This is a genomic window from Flagellimonas alvinocaridis (assembly GCF_004916895.1).
Taxonomy (GTDB): Bacteria; Bacteroidota; Bacteroidia; order Flavobacteriales; family Flavobacteriaceae; genus Flagellimonas; species Flagellimonas alvinocaridis.
The window spans coordinates 15,833-35,482 of sequence record NZ_SNTZ01000010.1 but is presented as its reverse complement, the minus strand read 5'-3'; the positions used below and the strand labels follow the sequence as shown (position 1 = coordinate 35,482).

Here is a 19,650-nt window from a genome sequence, read left to right as displayed (position 1 = left end):
TCTAAATCCTAAATATTGATCGAAGAAAGAAGTTTTGAATTTTCGTTGCGCATCATCAAGTTGGTTAAAAATTTGAAGGAAAACAACGAGTATGTCTTCGCCAATCAATTATTGCGTTCATCCACCAGCATTGGAGCCAATGTAGCCGAAGCAGGTGCAGGTCAATTCAAAAAAGATTTCATTTCTAAAATGCCATAGCTTCAAAAGAAGCACGTGAATCCAGATATTGGTTACGATTGATTCTTAAAGCCAATTTATCTGACCTTGATTTGAAAGAGTACTTGGAAGAAATAGAGCAAATCATCAAAATTTTGACCAAAATTGTCAAAACCAGCCAAGAAACTATTTAAAACTTAAGACTTATAATTTAAGCCTATGAATATTGTACTGGCCAATGATGGCTTAGCCCAATCGGGAATTGAGTTACTTCAAAAGGAAGGTTTTGAGGTGATTACTACCCGAGTGGCCCAAGAACAATTGGTAAATTTTATCAACACCAATTCAATCTCTGTTCTTTTGGTACGAAGTGCCACCGAAGTGCGAAAAGATTTGATAAATGCCTGTCCCAGATTACAGCTCATTGGCAGAGGCGGTGTGGGAATGGACAATATTGATGTGGATTATGCAAAGTCAAAAGGAGTTCATGTAATCAACACTCCGGAAGCATCATCGGCCTCCGTGGCAGAATTGGTCTTTGCCCATATGTTCAACGGAGCTCGATTTTTGCACGATTCCAATCGGAACATGCCCTTGGATGGCGATAGCCAATTCAAGCAACTCAAGAAAAGCTATGCTTCGGGGACAGAATTACGTGGAAAAACTTTAGGAATCATCGGTTTCGGCCGAATAGGGGAAGCTACCGCAAGAGTAGCTTTGTCCTTGGGCATGAAAGTCCTGTTCCATGATCACCATACAGAAAAAGCTACGGTAAAGCTCTCATTTTATGATGGTCAAGAGGTACAGTTCAAACTGCAGAACAGTTCGCTTGAGACCGTTTTAAAAAATGCTGATTTCGTAAGCATCCATGTTCCTTCCCAAAATGGATATGTCATCGGAAAAAAAGAATTGGCGCAAATGAAGCCTACCGCGGGAATCATCAATGCATCACGTGGTGGTATTTTGGATGAAGTGGCCTTGGTGGAAGCCTTGGATAATGACAAACTAGCCTTTGCAGGACTGGACGTGTATGAGTCGGAACCCCAACCTGAAATCAAAATTTTGATGCATCCCAAAATATCGTTATCCCCACATATCGGGGCATCAACCCAAGAAGCGCAACAGCGTATTGGTTTGGAATTGGCTCAACAGGTTATCAAATTGCTAAAATGACAGGTTTTTTCACCTGAATGAAGGTTCAAAACCTACTTTTTTAGTACATTGTCTCTCTAACCTTAACACAAATACAATGTCAGGATTATTGGATTTACTGAATAGCCCCATGGGCAAGCAATTGATTAGTGGGGTGGCCGGACAAACTGGACAATCCGAGAATAAAACCGCTGATGTTTTAAGCATGGCGGTGCCTTTGTTGATGGGAGCCATGAAAAAAAACACCTCTACCCCAGGCGGTGCCCAGGGCTTGATGAATGCGCTCTCTTCCAAACACGATGGGAGTATTTTGGATGATTTGGGTGGTCTTTTTGGTGGTGGAGTGGACCAGAATGTAATGGATGATGGTGCCGGAATCTTGGGGCATGTTTTTGGAGCAAAACAACCCCAAGTGGAAAACGCCCTGAGCAGCAAATCTGGCCTGGATGCTGGGACCATTTCACAAATCCTTAAAATTGCGGCCCCTATATTATTGGGATATCTGGGAAAACAGACACGTCAGCAGAATGTAAGCAGCCCTGATGGACTAAACGGTCTCTTGGGTGGACTTATGGGTGGTGGTAGAAGTGCTACCAAGCAACAATCCCTTATTGAAACCTTTTTGGACTCCGATGGTGATGGAAGTGTCATTGATGACTTGGCTGGAATGGTGTTGAACAGTGGCGGACAGAAGAAAGGTGGTCTAGGCGGAATATTGGGTGGTCTTTTTGGTAAATAGTACCTTTCCTTAACGATATTTAATAAAGCTGTTTGAATTTTCAAATGGCTTTTTTTGTACCTTAAACGTATGAAAAAGAGAATTTTATCCCTAGTTGTGGCCTTTGTTGCCACTTTTGGCTTTTTGATGTCCTGCTCTGCACAAAAAGAAGCCTTGGATATTTCGGATGAAGAGCAAGCTGTTTTCAATTCGCAGGAAGAAAAAGAAGTAGAAATCAAGGATGAGGAAAGTGAATATGAAATCATCATCATTGAACCAGGATTCTACACATGGCTCATGAGCATAGCCAGACCTGAAGGCTATTACTCCCAACCTTTTTTGGAAAACAGGAACAATATTCTTGTCATGGAATGGAATAGGCGTGTGATGCAACCCATGAATTTCAATCCTAACCTTTACATGCTCCAAATCAATTATGACCCCAACATTGATTATGGATATGAGGTAAACTACAAACTCTACAATTACTTCGTCTATTTCCAACGGAAGTACAAACAGCGTCTTGGTCCCTTTCTTCCAAGGATTTAAAACCGTATTTTTGCATCGGAACATTCTTGCCGATGAAAAAAATAAAGAACCGCTGGGAAATTCATAGCAACTGGCAACTTCTTTTCCCTTTTTTGGGCTTCGCCTTAGTTTTACTTACCGCCTACTGGATATCTAGACGTCTGTTGCACACCTTCGATTTTAATAATAGTCCCATAGAATGGGTTTTTACGATAGGTTCCACAATAGGATTGTATTTTCTGATGATGCGTTTCTTCCTTTGGTGCTTTAAAAAATTGGAACATAAATGGAAGGTTTCCCATAAATGGGAAATGATTGCTATTTTTATTGTCTTCGCCATTACAGGAAGCCTTTCGGGAAAACTAGCCGGACCATTGGTCGAATGGATGGGATTGGGCGAAAATAACACTCATGGTGTTATCTATTGGACCGCACGTATTCTTTTGATATTCCCTGTTTATCAATTTATACTTATCATAATTGGATGGTTGTTTGGGCAGTTCAGATTCTTTTGGGAATTTGAAAAGAAAATGTTGAAGCGTATGGGATTAGGCTTTCTCTTTCCTTAGTTTTATGGTTTTGTTAACATAAAAAATGTCTTTGGATAAGTTACTTTGTCCAAGATGACCTCATTGCTTTCTAAACGTAGTATTGCTGTTGTTTCCTTTGTGCTGGCCTTGGGGATACTCACCCCGTCTGCATTAAAGCTTACACACCTTCTTTTTGAGCATTCCAAGGAAAAACGTTGTATAGCTGAAGGCACAAAGCACATTCATGAGGCGGATTTCCATTGTGAATTCCACGATTTCACCTTGGTATCCAAAGTATTTTTTGGTTCGTCTTATGAATACGTTGCTGTGGAAATGCCAACTATTGGTCATCAAAACAGTTTTTACACCTCTTTCTTTAAACCTTACCAAAAGGAATTTCTTGCCCTACGAGGACCCCCTATAGTTTCATTGTAGTTTTCGTTTCGATTTAACATATTCAATAACGTAGTAATTTTTATAATGAAACAATTATTCACGTCAATGCTTTTGGCATTGACACCACTTTATATAGTAGCACAGAGCACAGTTACAGGTAACATAACAGATTCGGAAAATGGACAGCCTTTGGAACAGGTGTCTGTATACATACCCCAATTGGAAAAAGGTGCGGTTACTGATACCAATGGTTCCTACACAATAGCAGGTCTTCCGGAGGGTTCTTACAAACTTGTAGTTGCCTACTTGGGTTATGAAACCCACTCCACAACCTTGCAGATTCACTCAGGTACCAATACTTTTAATTATGCAATGGTAGCATCGGCCATTGAGATTGATGAAGTTGTCCTATCTACTCCTTTTCATAAACTTCAACGTGAAAACGTAATGAAGGTGGAGCAAAAATCAATTGCTGAAATAAAAAGTGAAGGCGCAATTACCCTAGCCGAAGGAATTGCAACCATTCCCGGGGTAACTTCAGTTTCCACAGGAGTGGGAATAGGGAAACCGGTCATTCGAGGACTTAGCTTCAATCGGGTTTTGGTATATACCCAAGGGGTTCGCCTGGAAAATCAGCAATTTGGAGGCGAACATGGCCTCGGCATCAACGATGCCGGTATTTCAAGTGTAGAGGTTATCAAAGGCCCAGCTTCCCTGCTCTATGGTTCCGATGCTCTTGGAGGAGTTCTCTACTTAAATCCTGAAAGCTTTGAACTACCAAATCAGACTTCGGGCGACATCAACCTAAACTATTTTACCAATACACTAGGCTATGGGGCCAATGCTGGATTTAAGACCTCTGGTAACAAGTTTAAGTTTTTGGTCAGGGGCGCATATGCCTCCAATGCAGATTATGAAACGGGCGATGGTACTGGGGTTACCAATTCCAGATTTAATGAAGCAGACATAAAAACTGGGGTGGCCTATCAAGCAACCAAGTTCAAAACAGAGCTACGGTATAATTATAATGAATCCAATCTGGGTATTCCGGAGGAAATTGGCGTACAGAACAATGAACGGGATCCTTTATTGCCCAACCAAGAGATTGCGACCCATATCTTGAGTTCAAAAACTAATTTTTTCTTTAGAAAATCCAGCCTTGAGGCTACTTTCGGGTATATTTTTAATGATAGAAAGGAATTTGAGGAACACCACGAGCATGAAGAGGGTGAAGAACATGAAGAGGAAGGGCACGAAGAGGAACATGAAGAGGGTGAGGAAGGTCCCTCTTTGGATATGGACTTGAGCACATTCAACTATAATATCCAGTTTAACCCTCAATGGGGTAGTATGACCACGATTTTTGGTGTACAAGGGATGCACCAAAAAAATGAAAATTTTGGGGAAGAAGTGCTGATTCCCAATGCTATTACCAATGATTTCGGGGTACTGGCCACATCACATATTCACTTTAACAAGAGTGACCTACAATTAGGGGTCCGGTACGATCTTAGATCTATAAATGGGGAAGAAAGTGGTATTGTTGGGGATGAAGAATACATTCCCAGTTTGGACAAAAACTTCAACAGCTTCAATGCTGCGGTAGGGTATAGAGCCGATCTAACGGATAATATTTTGTTCCGTTTGAACTTGGCCACTGGATTTAGGGCTCCAAATTTATCCGAATTAACCTCGAACGGCTTACATAGTGGTGCCAATCGCGTGGAAATTGGAAACCCTGACTTGGATAGTGAGCAAAATGTACAGGTAGATTTGGCTCTTGAATATGGAAACCAGCACATCGAGGTGTATGCCAACGCATTTTATAACAGTGTGAGCAATTATATCTATTTGCAACCTACTGGAGATTTTAGGGATGACAACCCGATTTATGTTTTTCAGCAACAAAATGCAAAGCTATATGGTGGGGAATTTGGTTTTCACTTGCACCCACATCCTTTGGATTGGCTTCATTTTGAGAGCAGTTTTGATATGGTGTTTGGAGAACTGGAAGATAAGACAGACCTTCCCTTGATTCCGGCAAACCGGTGGAACAATACCCTGCGGGTGGAATGGAACACGATTAAGGGAACAAAATCCAAAAGCTATGCTTTTGCTACACTTCAATCCGTATTTGACCAGAATAAAGTGGCCACTTTTGAAGCAACTACGCCAGGTTACAGCCTATTCAACATGGGAATTGGTGGGGAATTAAAAATATTTAATCAACTTGTGGGGTACAAAGTCAGTGGTAACAATCTTTTCGATAAGACTTACATCTCGCACCTATCTCGATTAAAAACCGACGGCATTGCCAATATGGGCAGAAATATTGCCTTTAACTTGAGTATCGGGCTTTAAAAGGAAGATTTGAATTTTTTAAAGGGCAATAGGTAATTTACTTGTTGCTCTTTTTTTTGCTCAGAAGATAAGTGTAAATCCAAGTCAACGTGAAGGTAGGCACCACATCCATCCCGGGAATCAGCTCTTCAGCAAAGGTAATGAGACCGGCCGCTTGCCCTACTCTACCCTTGTAAAGCCTGGTCATAAGCCAACCTGCTATGGGAGCCCATATTACATCTGAAAATTCACCAATTCCTGGGATTGCGAACGAAAGCATTCCTATACCATCGAACAAAATCCCTAAAAGCAGGTTACGGTACTTGGGGTCTTTCTCTTCTGTCATCGTGGTAAAATAGAAAATCCAAATGAAATGGGAAAATGCCTTACGATAAATCTGAACTGATTAGTTTAAGAAACTCATTTCGCGTCTCAATTTTTTCAAACTGTCCCCTGAAACCAGAAGTTGTAGTAACCGAATTTTGTTTTTGTACTCCTCGCATCATCATACACATATGGGCGGCTTCAATGACCACGGCCACACCTTTGGGTTTTAGTGTGTTGTTGATGCATTCCAAAATATCGTGGGTCAAACGCTCCTGTACCTGCAATCGGCGGGCAAAAACATCCACTACACGGGGTATCTTGCTCAGTCCAACAATATGTCCATTGGGAATATATGCTATATGTGCCTTTCCAAAGAAAGGGAGCATATGGTGCTCGCAAAGGGAATATACCTCGATATCCTTAATGATCACCATATCATCATAGCTCTCTTCGAACATGGCACTCTTTAAGATTTCCGTGGCATCTTGTTTGTATCCTTGTGTAAGGAAAAGCATAGCTTTTGCGGCACGTTCCGGTGTCTTTACTAGACCTTCCCGTTCTGCATCTTCACCAATATCCTCCACGATTTTAGCAAAGTGGTCTTTTACTTCATTGGTGATTTCTATGTTGTACTCTTCTAGATTTCTGTATGGTGACATAAATTTAATTGGCGGTATTTAACTTATTTGAATAATAAGCATTCAATTTTTTGATCTTGGGGTCTATGATAACCTGGCAATACGGCTGTTCCCTATGATCGTTATAGTAATTTTGATGTTCTACTTCAGCATTGTAAAAAGGTTTTTCTTCTGAAATGGCAGTTACAATGGGTGAAGCAAAAATCTGTTCTTTTTCCAACAAAGCAATAAACTCTTCTGCTTTTTGTTTTTGTTCTTGGGTCGTGTAAAAGATTTCACTGCGATATTGAGTGCCCACATCATTCCCTTGTCTGTTCAAGGTAGTGGGGTCATGGGTGGCAAAGAAAACCTCCAACAACTCAGAATAAGAGACTTTAGAAGGGTCAAAACTAATTTTGATAGCCTCGGCATGCCCAGTACGTCCTGTACAGATTTCCCGATAGGCCGGGTTCTTAATTGAGCCTCCCGTATAGCCAGGAACTACTTGTTCCACTCCATTTAACCGTTGAAAAACAGCTTCCGTACACCAAAAACAGCCGCCAGCAAATATGGCCTCTTCAAAATTTGTATTGATTTGCTTATCCATGAAGTTTCAAAATTAGGTAAAGTTTAGTATCTCGCAATCTTGATAAAAAACTTATTTTCCCCTATCAGTCGGAAAGATGCCCAATAACTTAGCAAAAATTCCAATCTTTGCTTTTTAAGGAAGGTAATGTATTTTCCTAAAGAAGCAGTTCATGATCAAGGCTACAAATATTCAGAAGAGGTATGGGGACCTGAAAGTTCTCAAAGGAGTTGACCTAGAAATCAAAAAAGGGGAAGTGGTATCTATTGTTGGTGCTTCGGGTGCCGGAAAAACAACCTTGTTGCAAATTTTGGGCACTTTGGACTCTCCATCCAATACACAAGAAAGTAAGCTACTGATCAACGACACCGAGGTTACCCAACTGAACGACAAAAAACTGGCCCGCTTCCGCAATGAACATATTGGCTTCATTTTTCAGTTTCACCAACTGTTGCCAGAGTTTACGGCTTTGGAAAATGTCTGTATTCCTGCCTTCATCAAAAAAACACCTAAGGAAGAAGCTGAAAAACGAGCCATGGAACTCCTAGATTTTTTAGGGCTGAAAGACCGTCAACACCACAAACCCAATGAACTCTCTGGTGGAGAACAACAGCGTGTGGCCGTGGCACGTTCCCTTATGAACAATCCGTCCGTGGTTTTGGCCGATGAACCCAGTGGCAACCTAGATTCTGAAAGTGCGGACAATTTGCATAAACTATTTTTTAAGCTTCGGGACGAATTTGGACAAACCTTTGTATTGGTGACCCACAACCTTGAATTGGCCAACATGGCAGACAGGAAATTAACGATGGTTGACGGTTTGATTGTTTCTTAAAGCCATGACCAAATCTGAACTAAAGGATTTTTTGGACGAGAAAGTGGTGGAATATAACCATCCAAAATTCTTGGAGAGTGACCCATTGCAAATTCCCCATCGATTCCAAAAAAAAGAAGATATTGAAATCAGTGCGTTTTTAACGGCCACCATTGCCTGGGGCAACCGAAAGAGCATTATCAACAATGCATCTAAATTGATGGAGCTGTTGGGCAATACACCCCACGATTTTGTAATGAACCATTCGGCCGATGATTTGGCTATGCTTTCCCATTTTGTGCACCGTACATTTAACGGGGAGGACTTGGGCTATTTTGTAACCAGCCTGAAAAATATCTATAAAGCGCAGGGTGGATTGGAATCGGTTTTTGCTAGGAACCAAGGACAGGATTCGCTACAATTGGCTATTTCAGATTTTAAAAAGGTTTTTTTTGAATTACCCCATCCTCGAAGGACCACAAAGCACATTTCAGATCCTATGAAAGGTTCTGCAGCCAAACGTATCAATATGTTTTTACGTTGGATGGTCCGCGACAATAACACTGGGGTCGACTTTGGCCTTTGGAAGCAATTACGGCCAAGCCAACTTTCCTGTCCGCTTGACGTGCATTCGGGCAATGTGGCCCGAAAGCTGAAACTGCTCAAACGCAAGCAAAACGATGCCAAAGCACTGGCCGAACTGGACAAAAACTTAAGAAAACTGGACGCCTTGGATCCGGTAAAGTACGATTTTGCCCTTTTTGGTTTGGGGGTTTTCGAAAAGTTTTAGACCATACGCCCCTCTTTATTTTCCATCCATAAACTCTTTGTCCGTTAGTGTTTTCATAAAGGCTACCAATGCTTTTTGTTCACGATCACTCAGGTTCAGCGAATCCGGAGGTAAAGTCTGGTAGGGCACATCTAGTCCCATTCCCTGCCCTCCTCCAACATTATAGAACGTGATTACTTCTTCCAAGGTTTTATATACCCCATTGTGCATGTAGGGCCCGGTCAATTCTACATTGCGAACCGTTGCCGTTTTAAAGAAATTTCGTTTTTCTTCTACTTCATAGGGATAGTACATTCCGGGGTCATCATCCAAAACAGGATGTCCAAAGCTTGGATTTTTAGGTACTCCCAAGTTTTCAAACTCCGTTTCTGCATACTTGGGAGGTACTATTCCGTTAAAGGCTGGGGGGAAATGACAAGTGGCACAGGCTGCTTTTCCCATAAAAAGGTTGAAACCTAGCCTTTCTTCATGGGTCAGTGAATTTTCTGTTCCCTGTATATTTCGATCAAACTTGGAATTGAAGGGGGCAAGACTCCGAATATAAGTGGCAATGGCATGACGTACGTTTAAATTAGTGATTTCGCCTCCGTACAAACTGTCAAATGCAACTTTGTACAGATTGTTCTCCCTTACCTTTTTTTCAATAGTGTTCAAATCAATATGAAATTCATTTTCATCGTTGACCACATTTACAATTTGGTCTTCAAGACCATCGGCCCTACCATCATAAAACATTGTTGTCTGATATACTGCATATGACAAAGTAGGCGTATTACGTTGCAACTCAATTCCATTGATGCCCAAGGCTTTTGGATGTCCATCGGTAAATGCTTTTTCTTTGATATGGCATGTGGCACAACTTATATTGTCTGTACTGGAAAGCGTTCCATCATTAAACAATTGCTTTCCAAGAGCAATGCGTTCTGGGGTGATGGCCGGAGAGCCTGGTATAGAAAACTGTTTGATATTGAAAAAATCCCTATCGAAAAGATTAGTAGCAGTTGGATTCAAGGGTCGGGAGGTATTTAAGACAATGTTCCAATCTCTTGCAGTTGAGTTCACCAACCCCAATTGCCTGTTGGTACGGTTTTTAATGAAGGTGTAGCGGTCAAAACTATCAAAGTCCCCTGATTTTAAAGTTTCAATGGTCTTCTGAATTTCTGCGGACCAAAGATCTAACAACGCTTTATCCGTAAATGCTTCCTTATAAATATCCAAGATCTGGGCAATGGTTTCATAATTATAAATGGCCTCATTCAATGAATTGGCCAGCATGGGCGAATCAAAACCGGTAATGCCTTTTGTGGCAATATTGACAATGGCATCCCTAATCATCTTAAGATGATGCCGGTCTCTTTGGGTATATAGGATATGGTTTCTTCTCATATACGGAATACGGGCCTGTAAATAGCTTAATACCATGTCCAATTCCTGATTTGATATGGGTTCCTCTCCATATAAAAGCTCCTCCAAAACCTGATAACTCTTGGGTTTAAGTCTTTTAATGTCTGTGTAGTCATCAATTTCCACCTTAAGAAGATTGGGGGCATTCATAGACAGGTAATTTTCATAATCATAGGCAATTATCATAGGTTCGGCCCGCTTGTACCATTCCCTGCTTTTAAGAAAATTTCTCTTGTTCTCTTCCAAACTTTTTATAGTGTCCATTTTTTGAATATAGTGTGTAGCACTGTCCAAGGTTTGGAAATAATGTACCCTTATATCTTCATTATAAAGGGATTCTTTATCCATTGACGTAGAACGATTTGCATTCCCTTCTTGCTTTTTGCATGATCCCAACATCATAAAAAAGAATGCAAAGAGGATGGTGTATATTGGTGATCTCATAGGTGGATGAATTTAAAAGTGGAAACAAAAAGGTTCCCCGAAACAGGGAACCTCTTTATTTTAAAACTGTTATGATGCGAAATCAATAGATTATCTGGGAAGACCCGTTAATTTGAAAAGGAACGATCCTTCCAAAGTGGCCGCAGCCTCATCAATGGCAGTAGGATCCACAAACTTCTTTCCATCTGCCCTGTATGTCATAGGGTTGCTACTGTCAAAAGACCAACCGTGTACTTGGGCCCCTCCGATAAAAGTAGGCTCAGAAGCTCCGATGATGTCGGTCACATCTATCATACCGGTAATTTCCCAATAAGAATCCGTATTACCAATACCGAGGCCAGCTGCAGCAACTTGGTTACACTCCATTACTTCCTTAAAAGTGCCTGTGGCGATATCATATTGCCACAATTTGGCATAACCTTGAATGTCTGCATTCTCATTAGCATATCCATTGGGGTCTTCTTGAACATATACATAGTTCTCTGTAACAACAATATTATCGGGAGAGTGCATACCATCTCCTTTGCCACCCTCCAAATCACCATCAACAACAACGGTCAATTTTGCATCACCAATGGGGTTGTTAGGGTCAAGTTCCAGTTTGTACACTCTTCCAAAGGAAGTACCTCTATTGGCCAAATCGGGGTTATCGGAACGTATTCTACCTGTAGCGTTGAAGAAAACCGTTCTGTTATTTTCAGCGGAACCTCTTCTCCAATCAATATCTTCAATTCTCTGGAATCCAATGGCAACGGAGTCAATGGCTTCTTGATTTAATTCGGCTAGGGTGCGCTCAGTCATCTCAACCCATTCCACATCGTATTCAACGTCTTCAGCCATCCCCATTTCAAACTTAAGACCCCCACCACCAATGGCAGTTTCTGTGGTATCCTTTCCTCTCAACACATAGAGTTTCCCACTGTAAAGATCACCCCTGTTGCCCACATACATACCAAAGTGTGCTTGGGGATATGTGTTGTTGCTATCATCGTCTCCCATAAAAACAACTGTTTGTGTAGGATAGGCATCTTTTCCAATGGCAACGGCATTTTCTGTAGCCCATTCACCAAGTGCGTGCAATCTTTCAGCCTCTACCCTATCATCTGGTGAGCGGAATGGATTGATTTTGTATACGCCTTTTGCATTTCCGCCCCATTCACCTCCAGAAAGATAAAGTGGGCCAAATCCATGCTCTTCAATAGTAATTGAAGAACCGGAACACATTGCTGTGAAAGCGGTAGCCGCAGAGTTTACGATATAATCGCCTTCCAAGGGTTGCAAATCGGAGTTCATACGAATTCGGGCAACGGAATAATCGGCTTCCAAGTTGTTGATGAAGGCATATGTACCATCTTCATAAGGATACAATGCCGCTCCATCCATGTAGGCCCCATATACAAAAGTGGAATCGGATTCAAGGATATCTGCCGAGGACATGATCATTTCCAATTGGGCAGAGGTACTGAATTCCCCCTTAAGTTCAAATACAGTATTGGGGGTTACAGAACTGGTAAGTGGAACAAGTTCAGCTACGGTTAGGTCATCTCCGTCCTCTCCATCTTCACCATCCTGACCATTGGTTCCGTCCACACCATCAATACCATCTGTTCCATCGATGCCATTCTTTCCATCTTCCCCATCACAACTGGTAAGTCCGAATGCAACCACGGAAGAAAGCATTAATCCAAAGAATAATTTTTTCAAATTCATAAAGTCTAGTTTTAAGGTTATTTGTGTTTTATCAAAACTAGAGATGGACCTTTAGGATTGAGTTAGCCCTACATGTTGATTGGTTTATGCTTGTTTTAAATCAATGTTAAAATGTAAAGTTTAGGCAGGTTTTGTGTTTCGCATTCTTGAATTTAATGTTAAGACCTTATTTTTTGGGATGGTAAGGGTTCTTTTACCTAAAATACCTATTTTTAGTGCTAGACTAATTAACCTTAAAAATGAAAAAAATCTATCTCTTCCTGGGCATAGCCCTCTGTTCCTCCCTTGTGATTGCCCAAAACCGAAAAATACCCGTAGATACAACCATTACAACCCAACATGCCGTTACCATAAACGGTATCAACATCAACTATACGGCCACTACGGGTACTCAGCCTGTATGGGACGAAATGGGGGAGCCTGTTGCGGCGCTTCACTACACTTACTATACACGGAACAATGTGAAAGATCGCGCAAGTCGTCCTTTGTTGATTTCTTTCAACGGAGGGCCTGGTTCCGGTTCAGTTTGGATGCATTTGGCCTACACAGGACCGCGAATCCTTAAGATTGATGATGAAGGATACCCCGTTCAACCCTATGGCGTAAAGGAAAATCCTTTCTCTGTGTTGGATGTTACCGATATTGTTTATGTAAACCCTGCCAACACCGGGTACTCGAGAACCATTCCTGAAACCGGAGAGAAGGTAGATCGTGAAAGATTTTTTGGCATTAATGCAGATACGGCCTATTTGGCCGAATGGTTGAACACATTTGTGACTCGAAACAACCGATGGAGTTCCCCAAAATATATTGTAGGAGAAAGTTACGGTGGTACCCGGGTCATGGGGCTATCCTTGGCACTTCAGAACCAACAATGGATGTATTTGAACGGAGTCATCATGGTTTCTCCTGCCGATTATAAGGTTTTCCGCGACAACGACCCTGTTTCCAGTGCGCTAAATCTCCCCTATTTTGCTGCCACTGCATGGCATCATAAAGCACTTCCTTCAGCGCTGCAGAGCAAAGATCTTTTAGAAGTCTTGCCAGAGGTTGAAGCATACACCATAAACACCTTGCTTCCTGCCATTGCTAAAGGAGGGTTTATTCCTGATGCGGAAAAGAAGGCCGTGGCCCAGAAAATGGCTTACTATACTGGTCTAAAGGAACAAGATATCCTAGATCATAACCTGGACGTTCCTACCCAGTTTTTCTGGAAAGCCCTGATGAAAGATAGAGGAGCCTATACGGTTGGCCGATTGGATAGCAGATACCTCGGGATAGATAGGCAGGTTTTTGGTGACAGTCCTGATTATTCCCCAGAACTTACCTCATGGCTACATAGCTTCACACCCGCCATCAACTACTATTTACAGGAAGAGCTCAACTTTAAGACAGATATTAAGTACAACATGTTTGGGCCAGTACACCCATGGAACAATGATGATGATAATGTTAGGGAAAATCTTCGTCAGGCCATGGCGCAAAACCCATATTTGAATGTGTTGGTACAATCTGGCTATTACGATGGGGCCTGTACTTATTTTGCCGCAAAGTATACCATGTCGCAAGTAGACCCAAGTGGCCGAATGAAAGACCGGTTTGAATTTAAAGGATACCGTTCCGGGCATATGATGTACCTAAGACGGGAAGATCTGCAAAAGGCCAATGATGATATCCGAGCGTTCATTATAAGGACACAGGCCAACGGAAAGAGTGCCAAATACTAGAGAATTATTTCCTAAAAACAATGAAACGGTAAAGTTGGCTCAAGCTGATTTTACCGTTTTTTTTGTAACAAAATTTGGTAACTCACTACAAATAAGTAAACTACAAAACTATGGGCGGTGGTGGTTTCATGTTGGATGCAGTAAAGTCGTTCAAGGCTAATCGTGAATTGGTAAAAAAGCGAAAGCTAAAAAACAAGGGCGATGTATATGGACGTGAAGTTGCTACCCAACTGAATTTAAAAAAATCCACTCCACTGGATATGTTGCGTATTCGGAAAAAAATTGCGCAGCGCAAGCGAAAAGATAGGAAAGCAACCTTCTACACAATTCTTACCATGATCTTGTTCGGACTATTACTCTATTATCTATTCTTCTGATCTTAGAATCTGATTATTTGCTTATTTTTAGCAAAACCAAACATAGATGCAAAGAATAAAAATCCAACTACTTGTTTTGCTTTCGTTCATATCATTTTCCGAAGCTCTAGAAGCGCAAGATTGGCCCAACCTCCAAAAGTTTCAGGAAGCCAATGTCGAAGTCCTCAAGAATAAAAACACAGATGGCCGCATCGTCTTTATGGGCAATTCCATAACCGAGGGCTGGGAAGATGCCAATCCTTCATTTTTTATCGATAATCCATACATCAATCGAGGAATCAGTGGGCAGACCACGCCCCAAATGTTGCTCCGGTTTCAACAAGATGTTATCAATTTAAATCCAAAAGCAGTGGTCATCTTAGCGGGCACCAACGACATCGCCGGGAATACGGGTCCCATGACCTTGGAACAGATCCGGGACAATATCCTGTCCATGGTGCAATTGGCCAAGGCTAATGGTATACACCCTATCGTAAGTTCCGTTTTGCCGGCGTACGATTATCCATGGCGACCTGGTCTTGAGCCTAATGTGAAAATTCCAAAGTTAAACCAACTACTGAAGGAAATGACAGATAAGCAAGGGGTGATGTACCTTGACTATTTTTCGGCAATGGCTGATGATCGAAATGGATTGCCCAAAGCCTATACCACTGATGAAGTCCATGTAACCAAGGAAGGATATGCCGTGATGGAAAAATTGGTCAGTGAAGCCATCAGCAAAGCCTTAAATCTTGAAAAGTAATCTGTTCATAGCGGTTTTCTTTTGGGGAATTGCATGTCAAGCCCAAGAAAAGACCATGGTTATGCCCGCATTGGTTATCCTCAAAGATTTTGATAAGGTCAGGGATTTTACCATGGATCAGAATGGGAACGAGGCCTATTTCACCATTCAATCCCAAACCGAAGATGTTTCTGTTATTTCCATGTCTTCAAAGAATGGTAATGAATGGGAAACCCCTAAGATTGCTTCGTTTTCAGGTGAATACAAGGACATGGAACCTTTTTTGTCTCCAGACGGACTTCGACTGTATTTTGTATCCAATAGACCACTAAATAAATCCACCTCAGATACCAAGGATTTTGATATTTGGTATGTAGAGCGAGATTCTCCCTCCCAGAAGTGGTCCAATCCCATTAATATAGGTACACCAATCAACACGGAGCACAACGAGTTTTATCCAGCTGTATCGGCCAATGGAAACCTTTATTATACGGGTGACCGACCAGATTCCAAAGGAGAAGATGATATTTTTTTCAGCAGTTTTGAAAATGGTAATTACAGCGAGCCCATTTCCTTAAGTGAAAACGTCAACTCCAAAGGCTACGAATACAATGCCTATATCGCCAAAGACGAATCCTATTTAATTTTTGGCGGATATGCCCGTGAAGATGGTCAAGGTAGTGGCGATCTTTATATAAGTTTCAAGGGGGATAATGATGAGTGGTCCAAAGCCAAACCATTGCCCGTACCCATAAATTCAAGATATATGGATTATTGTCCTTTTATGGATGAAACCAACGGTCTTCTTTACTTCACGAGTAGGCGCGTTCAAAATCCCACAGGGACTATTGAAAACATGGACCATTTCAAGCAATTTTTGGATTCATACGAAAATGGGAATAGTAGGTTGTACAAGGTTAAAATGGATATCACAGAACTTCGACCATAACTACATGATTTTGTTCCATTGATGAAACAGTACCGGCAACACACACAATAACCCATATGTGTGACCACTCCCCTGCCCATCATGGGTGATCTTTTGTATCTTTGACCATTACAATTATTTTCTGGTGGAACTGGTTGGAAACAAGGAAACTACAATTGCAGTATTGCCCTTTCAGATTATTGGGGTAAAAAAAGACATGAGCCCTGTTATAAATGGGTTCACGGAAGATCTTATCATCAATTTTTCAAAGTTTGTTGGTTTATCCGTCATTTCACAATACTCCACTATGGGTATTTCAGACATTTCCGATACGGAATCCATTACCAAATTAGGTGCTGATTATATTATTACGGGCAGCTTTAGGCCATCAGGCGATGGATACAGAATTGGTGTGCAACTAGTACGGACAAGGGACAAAAAAGTGGTTTTTGCCGGAAATCATAATGAAAATCTTGAGACCATTTTAAATGCAGAGGATACCATTACCCAACAGATGGTAAGTGTATTGCAGCAGCAAATAGCACATGATTTACTCTCTTACTCCTACAAAAAAGAATCTTTTGAACTTGCTGCCTACGAAAATTGGCTTTTAGGCATCAGGGAATTAAAAAAAGGTACTGTTGAAAGTGATCTTGCCGCTCGGGAATATTTTAAAGCTGCTTTAAAAATAGATCCTTTGTTTGCAAGGGCCTACACTGGAATATCGCTTTCTTATTTTAATGAATGGAGTTGCCAATTATGGGATCGTTGGGAAGTAAGCCAAAAGGGTGCTCATGATTATGCCTTGAAAGCCATTGATTTGGATGAAACCGATTATGTGTCATTGGCAGTTTTGGGAAGGACCTTCCTCTATTTGGGAGATTACGATAAATCTGAACACCTTTTGCGAAAGTCATTGCGGATGAATCCCAATGATGCTGACAACCTTATCCTCATTTCCAATTGTTTCATATGGTTGGGTTATTTACAGGAAGCGGAAGATTTATACCTAAAAGCCCGTAATCTAAATCCATTGCAGCCCGAAGCTTATCTACCCATTGGTATGTTGGTATATTTTGAAAAAGGAGATTTTGAGAAAGCCATAGAATTGGGAGAGAAAGTGACCATTGTTTCCATCTGGACAGATTTTCCCGCATATATGTCCGCTGCCTACTACCACCTTTCCAAATATGATAAAATGAATCTCTATTGGAAAAAATATTTGGAATTGTTCAGAAAGAACATCAACAAAGGAAATGAGCCTACCGACCAAAAAGCCGTGGAATGGCAGAAAGTGGTCAATCCCTATAAGGTCAAGAACAATATGGAACCTTTCTGGGATTACAAATTAAGAGCGTATTCAAAAAAAAATGTGTCCCCTGCCCCTGCGCGTCAATCAAACTCTACTACAAAAGGAAGTTTCTTGGACAATGGCGAATTATGGGAGCTCAGCTATTTAAATCAGTCAGTTACTATAAAAGATTCCAAAGGATTGCATGATATTGTCAAACTACTGGAAAAACCAGAAGAGCAAGTACACTGTGCCGAACTCATGGGTATCGTCCTTGAAACTAGTGGCACTTCAATGATTGATGACCGGGCCATGAAAGCGTATAAAGAAAAAATCAGGTCCTTAAAAATAAATATTTGCGATGCTGAAGAAATGGGATTTACCCAAAAGGCCGATGAATTAAAAGAAGAATATGATGCTTTGATGGAGCACCTTTCCCAAGTCACCGGTCTGGACAACAAAATACGAAAAACGGGTTCTTCCATTGAAAAAGCTAGGGCTGCCGTTACATGGCGGGTTAGAAGTTCTATCAAGAAAATTGAAAACGTACATCCACAATTGGCCAAGCATCTGACCAACTCCATAAAGACGGGAACTTGTTGCAGTTACGAACCAGAAACGCAACATGAGTGGACCACCTAATGGTCCTTACAGCAACTTCCTTACAATGTAAGGTGAAAACTTTTGCCTATAGGGGTGAACAACACATTAAAACTAGACAAGATGTTTGAAATTATTAAAAGTTTGCCCAATCCGTGGGAGGTGCTCATAGACCCTATCTCCTTGATTGTATTGGGCATGTACGGAGTATTGATGCTTTGGGAAGCCCTGTTTCCAGCACGGGAGTTACCAAAAATCAAGAATTGGAAACTGCGAGGATTAGCATCCTTCGGGGTGTTTTTTTATCTATCTACGTATTTTCCCTTGATTTGGGACACCTACTTGGTGGATTACCAAATATTTGATCTAACAGCCCTAGGTGCTGGTTGGGGTGCTTTTGTTGCGGTCATGATTTACGAATTTGGACTGTACGTTTGGCACTATGCCATGCATAAGAATGACACCTTATGGAAAATTTTCCATCAGATGCACCATAGCGCGGAACGTATGGACAGCTACTGGGCTTTTTATTTTAGCCCAATGGACATGATTGGTTTTTCACTATTGGGAAGTCTTTGTTTGGTGGTCGTTGCCGGATTTACCCCAGAAGCTGCAACACTCTTTATTTTGATTACTACTTTTTTGGCCATTTTTCAACATGCCAATATCAAGACACCTAGATGGATAGGATATATAGTGCAAAGGCCAGAGGCCCATACCATTCACCATGCTAAAGGGATCCATGCGTATAATTATTCGGACATATCTCTTTTCGATATCATTTTTGGAACCTTCAACAATCCAAAAGGCTATACAAATGAGACTGGTTTCTACAATGGAGCTTCTAAAAGGGTTTGGGAAATGCTGACTTTTAAAGACGTTTCAGAGAAAGCGTAATCTTCTGACCATATTGCCACAGGTAATTTCATTTGATGCAGGTTTCCTGTGGCATTTTTTCATTCCCCAAATAGAAATAATATATCGCTGAGTCTTTCTGCCCAAAGTTGTATCATAAATTAAATACCATGTCCTGTACAAATCCAAATCCATGGTATGCTAAAAAGCATACCCATCATTCCCAATTTAGTGATATAGAATTCATTGAAGCGTTTGAAAAAGCAGTATTAGATCCAAAACTCTTCAACCATGAAGCGCATCTTAGATTGGCATGGATATACCTGCAAAACTTTGGAGAACAGAAGGCAATCGAAAAGACCTGTTCGGGTATTAAACATTTTGACATAGTGTGTGGCAATGGAGATAAATTTCACACAACAATAACCGTAGCCTCCGTAAAAATGGTGCGCCATTTTATAAAAAAATCCAAGTCAGCAAGTTATTTCGATTTTATAGAGGAATTTCCACAATTGAAAGTGGCTTTCAAAGAAATTCTTGGTCAACATTATTCTCCAGAAGTCTTTATTAGTAAAAAAGCAAAAGTGGATTATATTGCTCCAGATGTGCTACCTTTTGATTGATATAATGCATTTGCTT

General features: G+C 41.1%; 20 protein-coding genes and 1 pseudogene. 16 read left to right on the top strand and 5 right to left on the bottom strand.

The features are described from left to right. The first annotated feature begins 15 nt into the window (after nucleotides 1–15). The 7 genes and pseudogenes from EZV76_RS13810 to EZV76_RS13780 all read left to right on the top strand — a co-directional run bounded on the left by EZV76_RS13810 (nucleotide 16) and on the right by EZV76_RS13780 (nucleotide 5,841). Nucleotides 16–350 (top strand): annotated as a pseudogene (locus tag EZV76_RS13810) (four helix bundle protein). Nucleotides 351–375: 25 nt separating this feature from the next. After that, on the top strand, nucleotides 376–1,329 hold the full coding sequence (locus tag EZV76_RS13805) for a D-2-hydroxyacid dehydrogenase (protein ID WP_136567158.1): 954 nt from the start codon (nucleotides 376–378) through the stop codon (nucleotides 1,327–1,329). Nucleotides 1,330–1,405: 76 nt separating this feature from the next. Then, complete coding sequence (locus tag EZV76_RS13800; RefSeq protein WP_136567157.1) at nucleotides 1,406–2,047, top strand: DUF937 domain-containing protein; 642 nt, start codon at nucleotides 1,406–1,408, stop codon at nucleotides 2,045–2,047. Between the two features lie 69 nt (nucleotides 2,048–2,116). Further along, the gene (locus EZV76_RS13795) at nucleotides 2,117–2,575 is read left to right on the top strand and encodes a DUF6146 family protein (protein WP_136567156.1); all 459 of its coding nucleotides are present in this window, start codon (nucleotides 2,117–2,119) and stop codon (nucleotides 2,573–2,575) included. A gap of 32 nt (nucleotides 2,576–2,607) precedes the next feature. Next, nucleotides 2,608–3,123: a DUF6787 family protein gene (locus EZV76_RS13790; protein ID WP_136567155.1), complete on the top strand. Its 516-nt coding sequence runs from the start codon at nucleotides 2,608–2,610 to the stop codon at nucleotides 3,121–3,123. 54 nt (nucleotides 3,124–3,177) lie between these two features. After that, on the top strand, nucleotides 3,178–3,519 hold the full coding sequence (locus EZV76_RS13785; RefSeq protein ID WP_136567154.1) for a hypothetical protein: 342 nt from the start codon (nucleotides 3,178–3,180) through the stop codon (nucleotides 3,517–3,519). Between the two features lie 45 nt (nucleotides 3,520–3,564). Further along, complete coding sequence (locus EZV76_RS13780) at nucleotides 3,565–5,841, top strand: TonB-dependent receptor (RefSeq protein WP_201741872.1); 2,277 nt, start codon at nucleotides 3,565–3,567, stop codon at nucleotides 5,839–5,841. A gap of 37 nt (nucleotides 5,842–5,878) precedes the next feature. Here the strand turns inward: EZV76_RS13780 and EZV76_RS13775 are convergent, their stop codons facing one another. The 3 genes from EZV76_RS13775 to msrA are packed head-to-tail and all read right to left on the bottom strand — an operon-like array spanning nucleotide 5,879 to nucleotide 7,371. Further along, nucleotides 5,879–6,166, bottom strand: a complete 288-nt coding sequence (locus tag EZV76_RS13775) for a hypothetical protein (protein WP_136567153.1) — start codon at nucleotides 6,164–6,166, stop codon at nucleotides 5,879–5,881. A gap of 40 nt (nucleotides 6,167–6,206) precedes the next feature. Beyond that, complete coding sequence (gene folE / locus EZV76_RS13770; RefSeq protein ID WP_136567152.1) at nucleotides 6,207–6,806, bottom strand: GTP cyclohydrolase I FolE; 600 nt, start codon at nucleotides 6,804–6,806, stop codon at nucleotides 6,207–6,209. A gap of 4 nt (nucleotides 6,807–6,810) precedes the next feature. Then, nucleotides 6,811–7,371 (bottom strand): peptide-methionine (S)-S-oxide reductase MsrA, encoded by a 561-nt coding sequence (gene msrA, locus EZV76_RS13765; protein WP_136567151.1) that lies wholly within the window; start codon nucleotides 7,369–7,371, stop codon nucleotides 6,811–6,813. 151 nt (nucleotides 7,372–7,522) lie between these two features. Here msrA and EZV76_RS13760 point away from each other — a divergent pair, with 151 nt between their 5' ends. Together EZV76_RS13760 and EZV76_RS13755 are read left to right on the top strand one after the other, a co-directional pair. After that, nucleotides 7,523–8,185 (top strand): ABC transporter ATP-binding protein, encoded by a 663-nt coding sequence (locus EZV76_RS13760; protein WP_136567150.1) that lies wholly within the window; start codon nucleotides 7,523–7,525, stop codon nucleotides 8,183–8,185. Nucleotides 8,186–8,189: 4 nt separating this feature from the next. Then, nucleotides 8,190–8,954, top strand: coding sequence for a TIGR02757 family protein (locus EZV76_RS13755; protein ID WP_136567149.1), 765 nt, complete (start codon nucleotides 8,190–8,192; stop codon nucleotides 8,952–8,954). Between the two features lie 15 nt (nucleotides 8,955–8,969). Here EZV76_RS13755 and EZV76_RS13750 read toward each other — a convergent pair whose 3' ends face one another. Both EZV76_RS13750 and EZV76_RS13745 read right to left on the bottom strand, forming a co-directional pair. Further along, nucleotides 8,970–10,706 (bottom strand): cytochrome-c peroxidase, encoded by a 1,737-nt coding sequence (locus EZV76_RS13750; protein WP_161594425.1) that lies wholly within the window; start codon nucleotides 10,704–10,706, stop codon nucleotides 8,970–8,972. A gap of 186 nt (nucleotides 10,707–10,892) precedes the next feature. Next, a complete protein-coding gene (locus EZV76_RS13745; RefSeq protein WP_136567147.1) occupies nucleotides 10,893–12,512 on the bottom strand; it encodes a PhoX family protein in 1,620 nt (539 codons plus the stop codon). A 239-nt stretch (nucleotides 12,513–12,751) separates the two neighbouring features. Here EZV76_RS13745 and EZV76_RS13740 point away from each other — a divergent pair, with 239 nt between their 5' ends. The 7 genes from EZV76_RS13740 (at nucleotide 12,752) to EZV76_RS13710 (ending at nucleotide 19,634) form a co-directional block, all read left to right on the top strand. After that, complete coding sequence (locus EZV76_RS13740; protein ID WP_136567146.1) at nucleotides 12,752–14,239, top strand: S10 family peptidase; 1,488 nt, start codon at nucleotides 12,752–12,754, stop codon at nucleotides 14,237–14,239. A gap of 110 nt (nucleotides 14,240–14,349) precedes the next feature. After that, nucleotides 14,350–14,616 carry a hypothetical protein gene (locus tag EZV76_RS13735; protein ID WP_136567145.1) on the top strand — a complete coding sequence of 89 codons (267 nt, stop codon included), beginning with the start codon at nucleotides 14,350–14,352 and terminating at the stop codon, nucleotides 14,614–14,616. Nucleotides 14,617–14,662: 46 nt separating this feature from the next. Next, nucleotides 14,663–15,358: an SGNH/GDSL hydrolase family protein gene (locus EZV76_RS13730; RefSeq protein WP_136567144.1), complete on the top strand. Its 696-nt coding sequence runs from the start codon at nucleotides 14,663–14,665 to the stop codon at nucleotides 15,356–15,358. Then, on the top strand, nucleotides 15,348–16,286 hold the full coding sequence (locus EZV76_RS13725) for a TolB family protein (RefSeq protein ID WP_136567143.1): 939 nt from the start codon (nucleotides 15,348–15,350) through the stop codon (nucleotides 16,284–16,286). The genes EZV76_RS13730 and EZV76_RS13725 overlap by 11 nt, the downstream gene beginning before the upstream one ends. A 124-nt stretch (nucleotides 16,287–16,410) precedes the next feature. Beyond that, the gene (locus EZV76_RS13720; RefSeq protein WP_136567142.1) at nucleotides 16,411–18,198 is read left to right on the top strand and encodes a tetratricopeptide repeat protein; all 1,788 of its coding nucleotides are present in this window, start codon (nucleotides 16,411–16,413) and stop codon (nucleotides 18,196–18,198) included. Between the two features lie 81 nt (nucleotides 18,199–18,279). Then, entirely contained in the window at nucleotides 18,280–19,053 is a 774-nt protein-coding gene (locus tag EZV76_RS13715; protein WP_236640928.1) for a sterol desaturase family protein, read from the top strand. Between the two features lie 128 nt (nucleotides 19,054–19,181). Next, nucleotides 19,182–19,634 carry a hypothetical protein gene (locus EZV76_RS13710; RefSeq protein ID WP_161594424.1) on the top strand — a complete coding sequence of 151 codons (453 nt, stop codon included), beginning with the start codon at nucleotides 19,182–19,184 and terminating at the stop codon, nucleotides 19,632–19,634. Nucleotides 19,635–19,650: the final 16 nt, after the last annotated feature.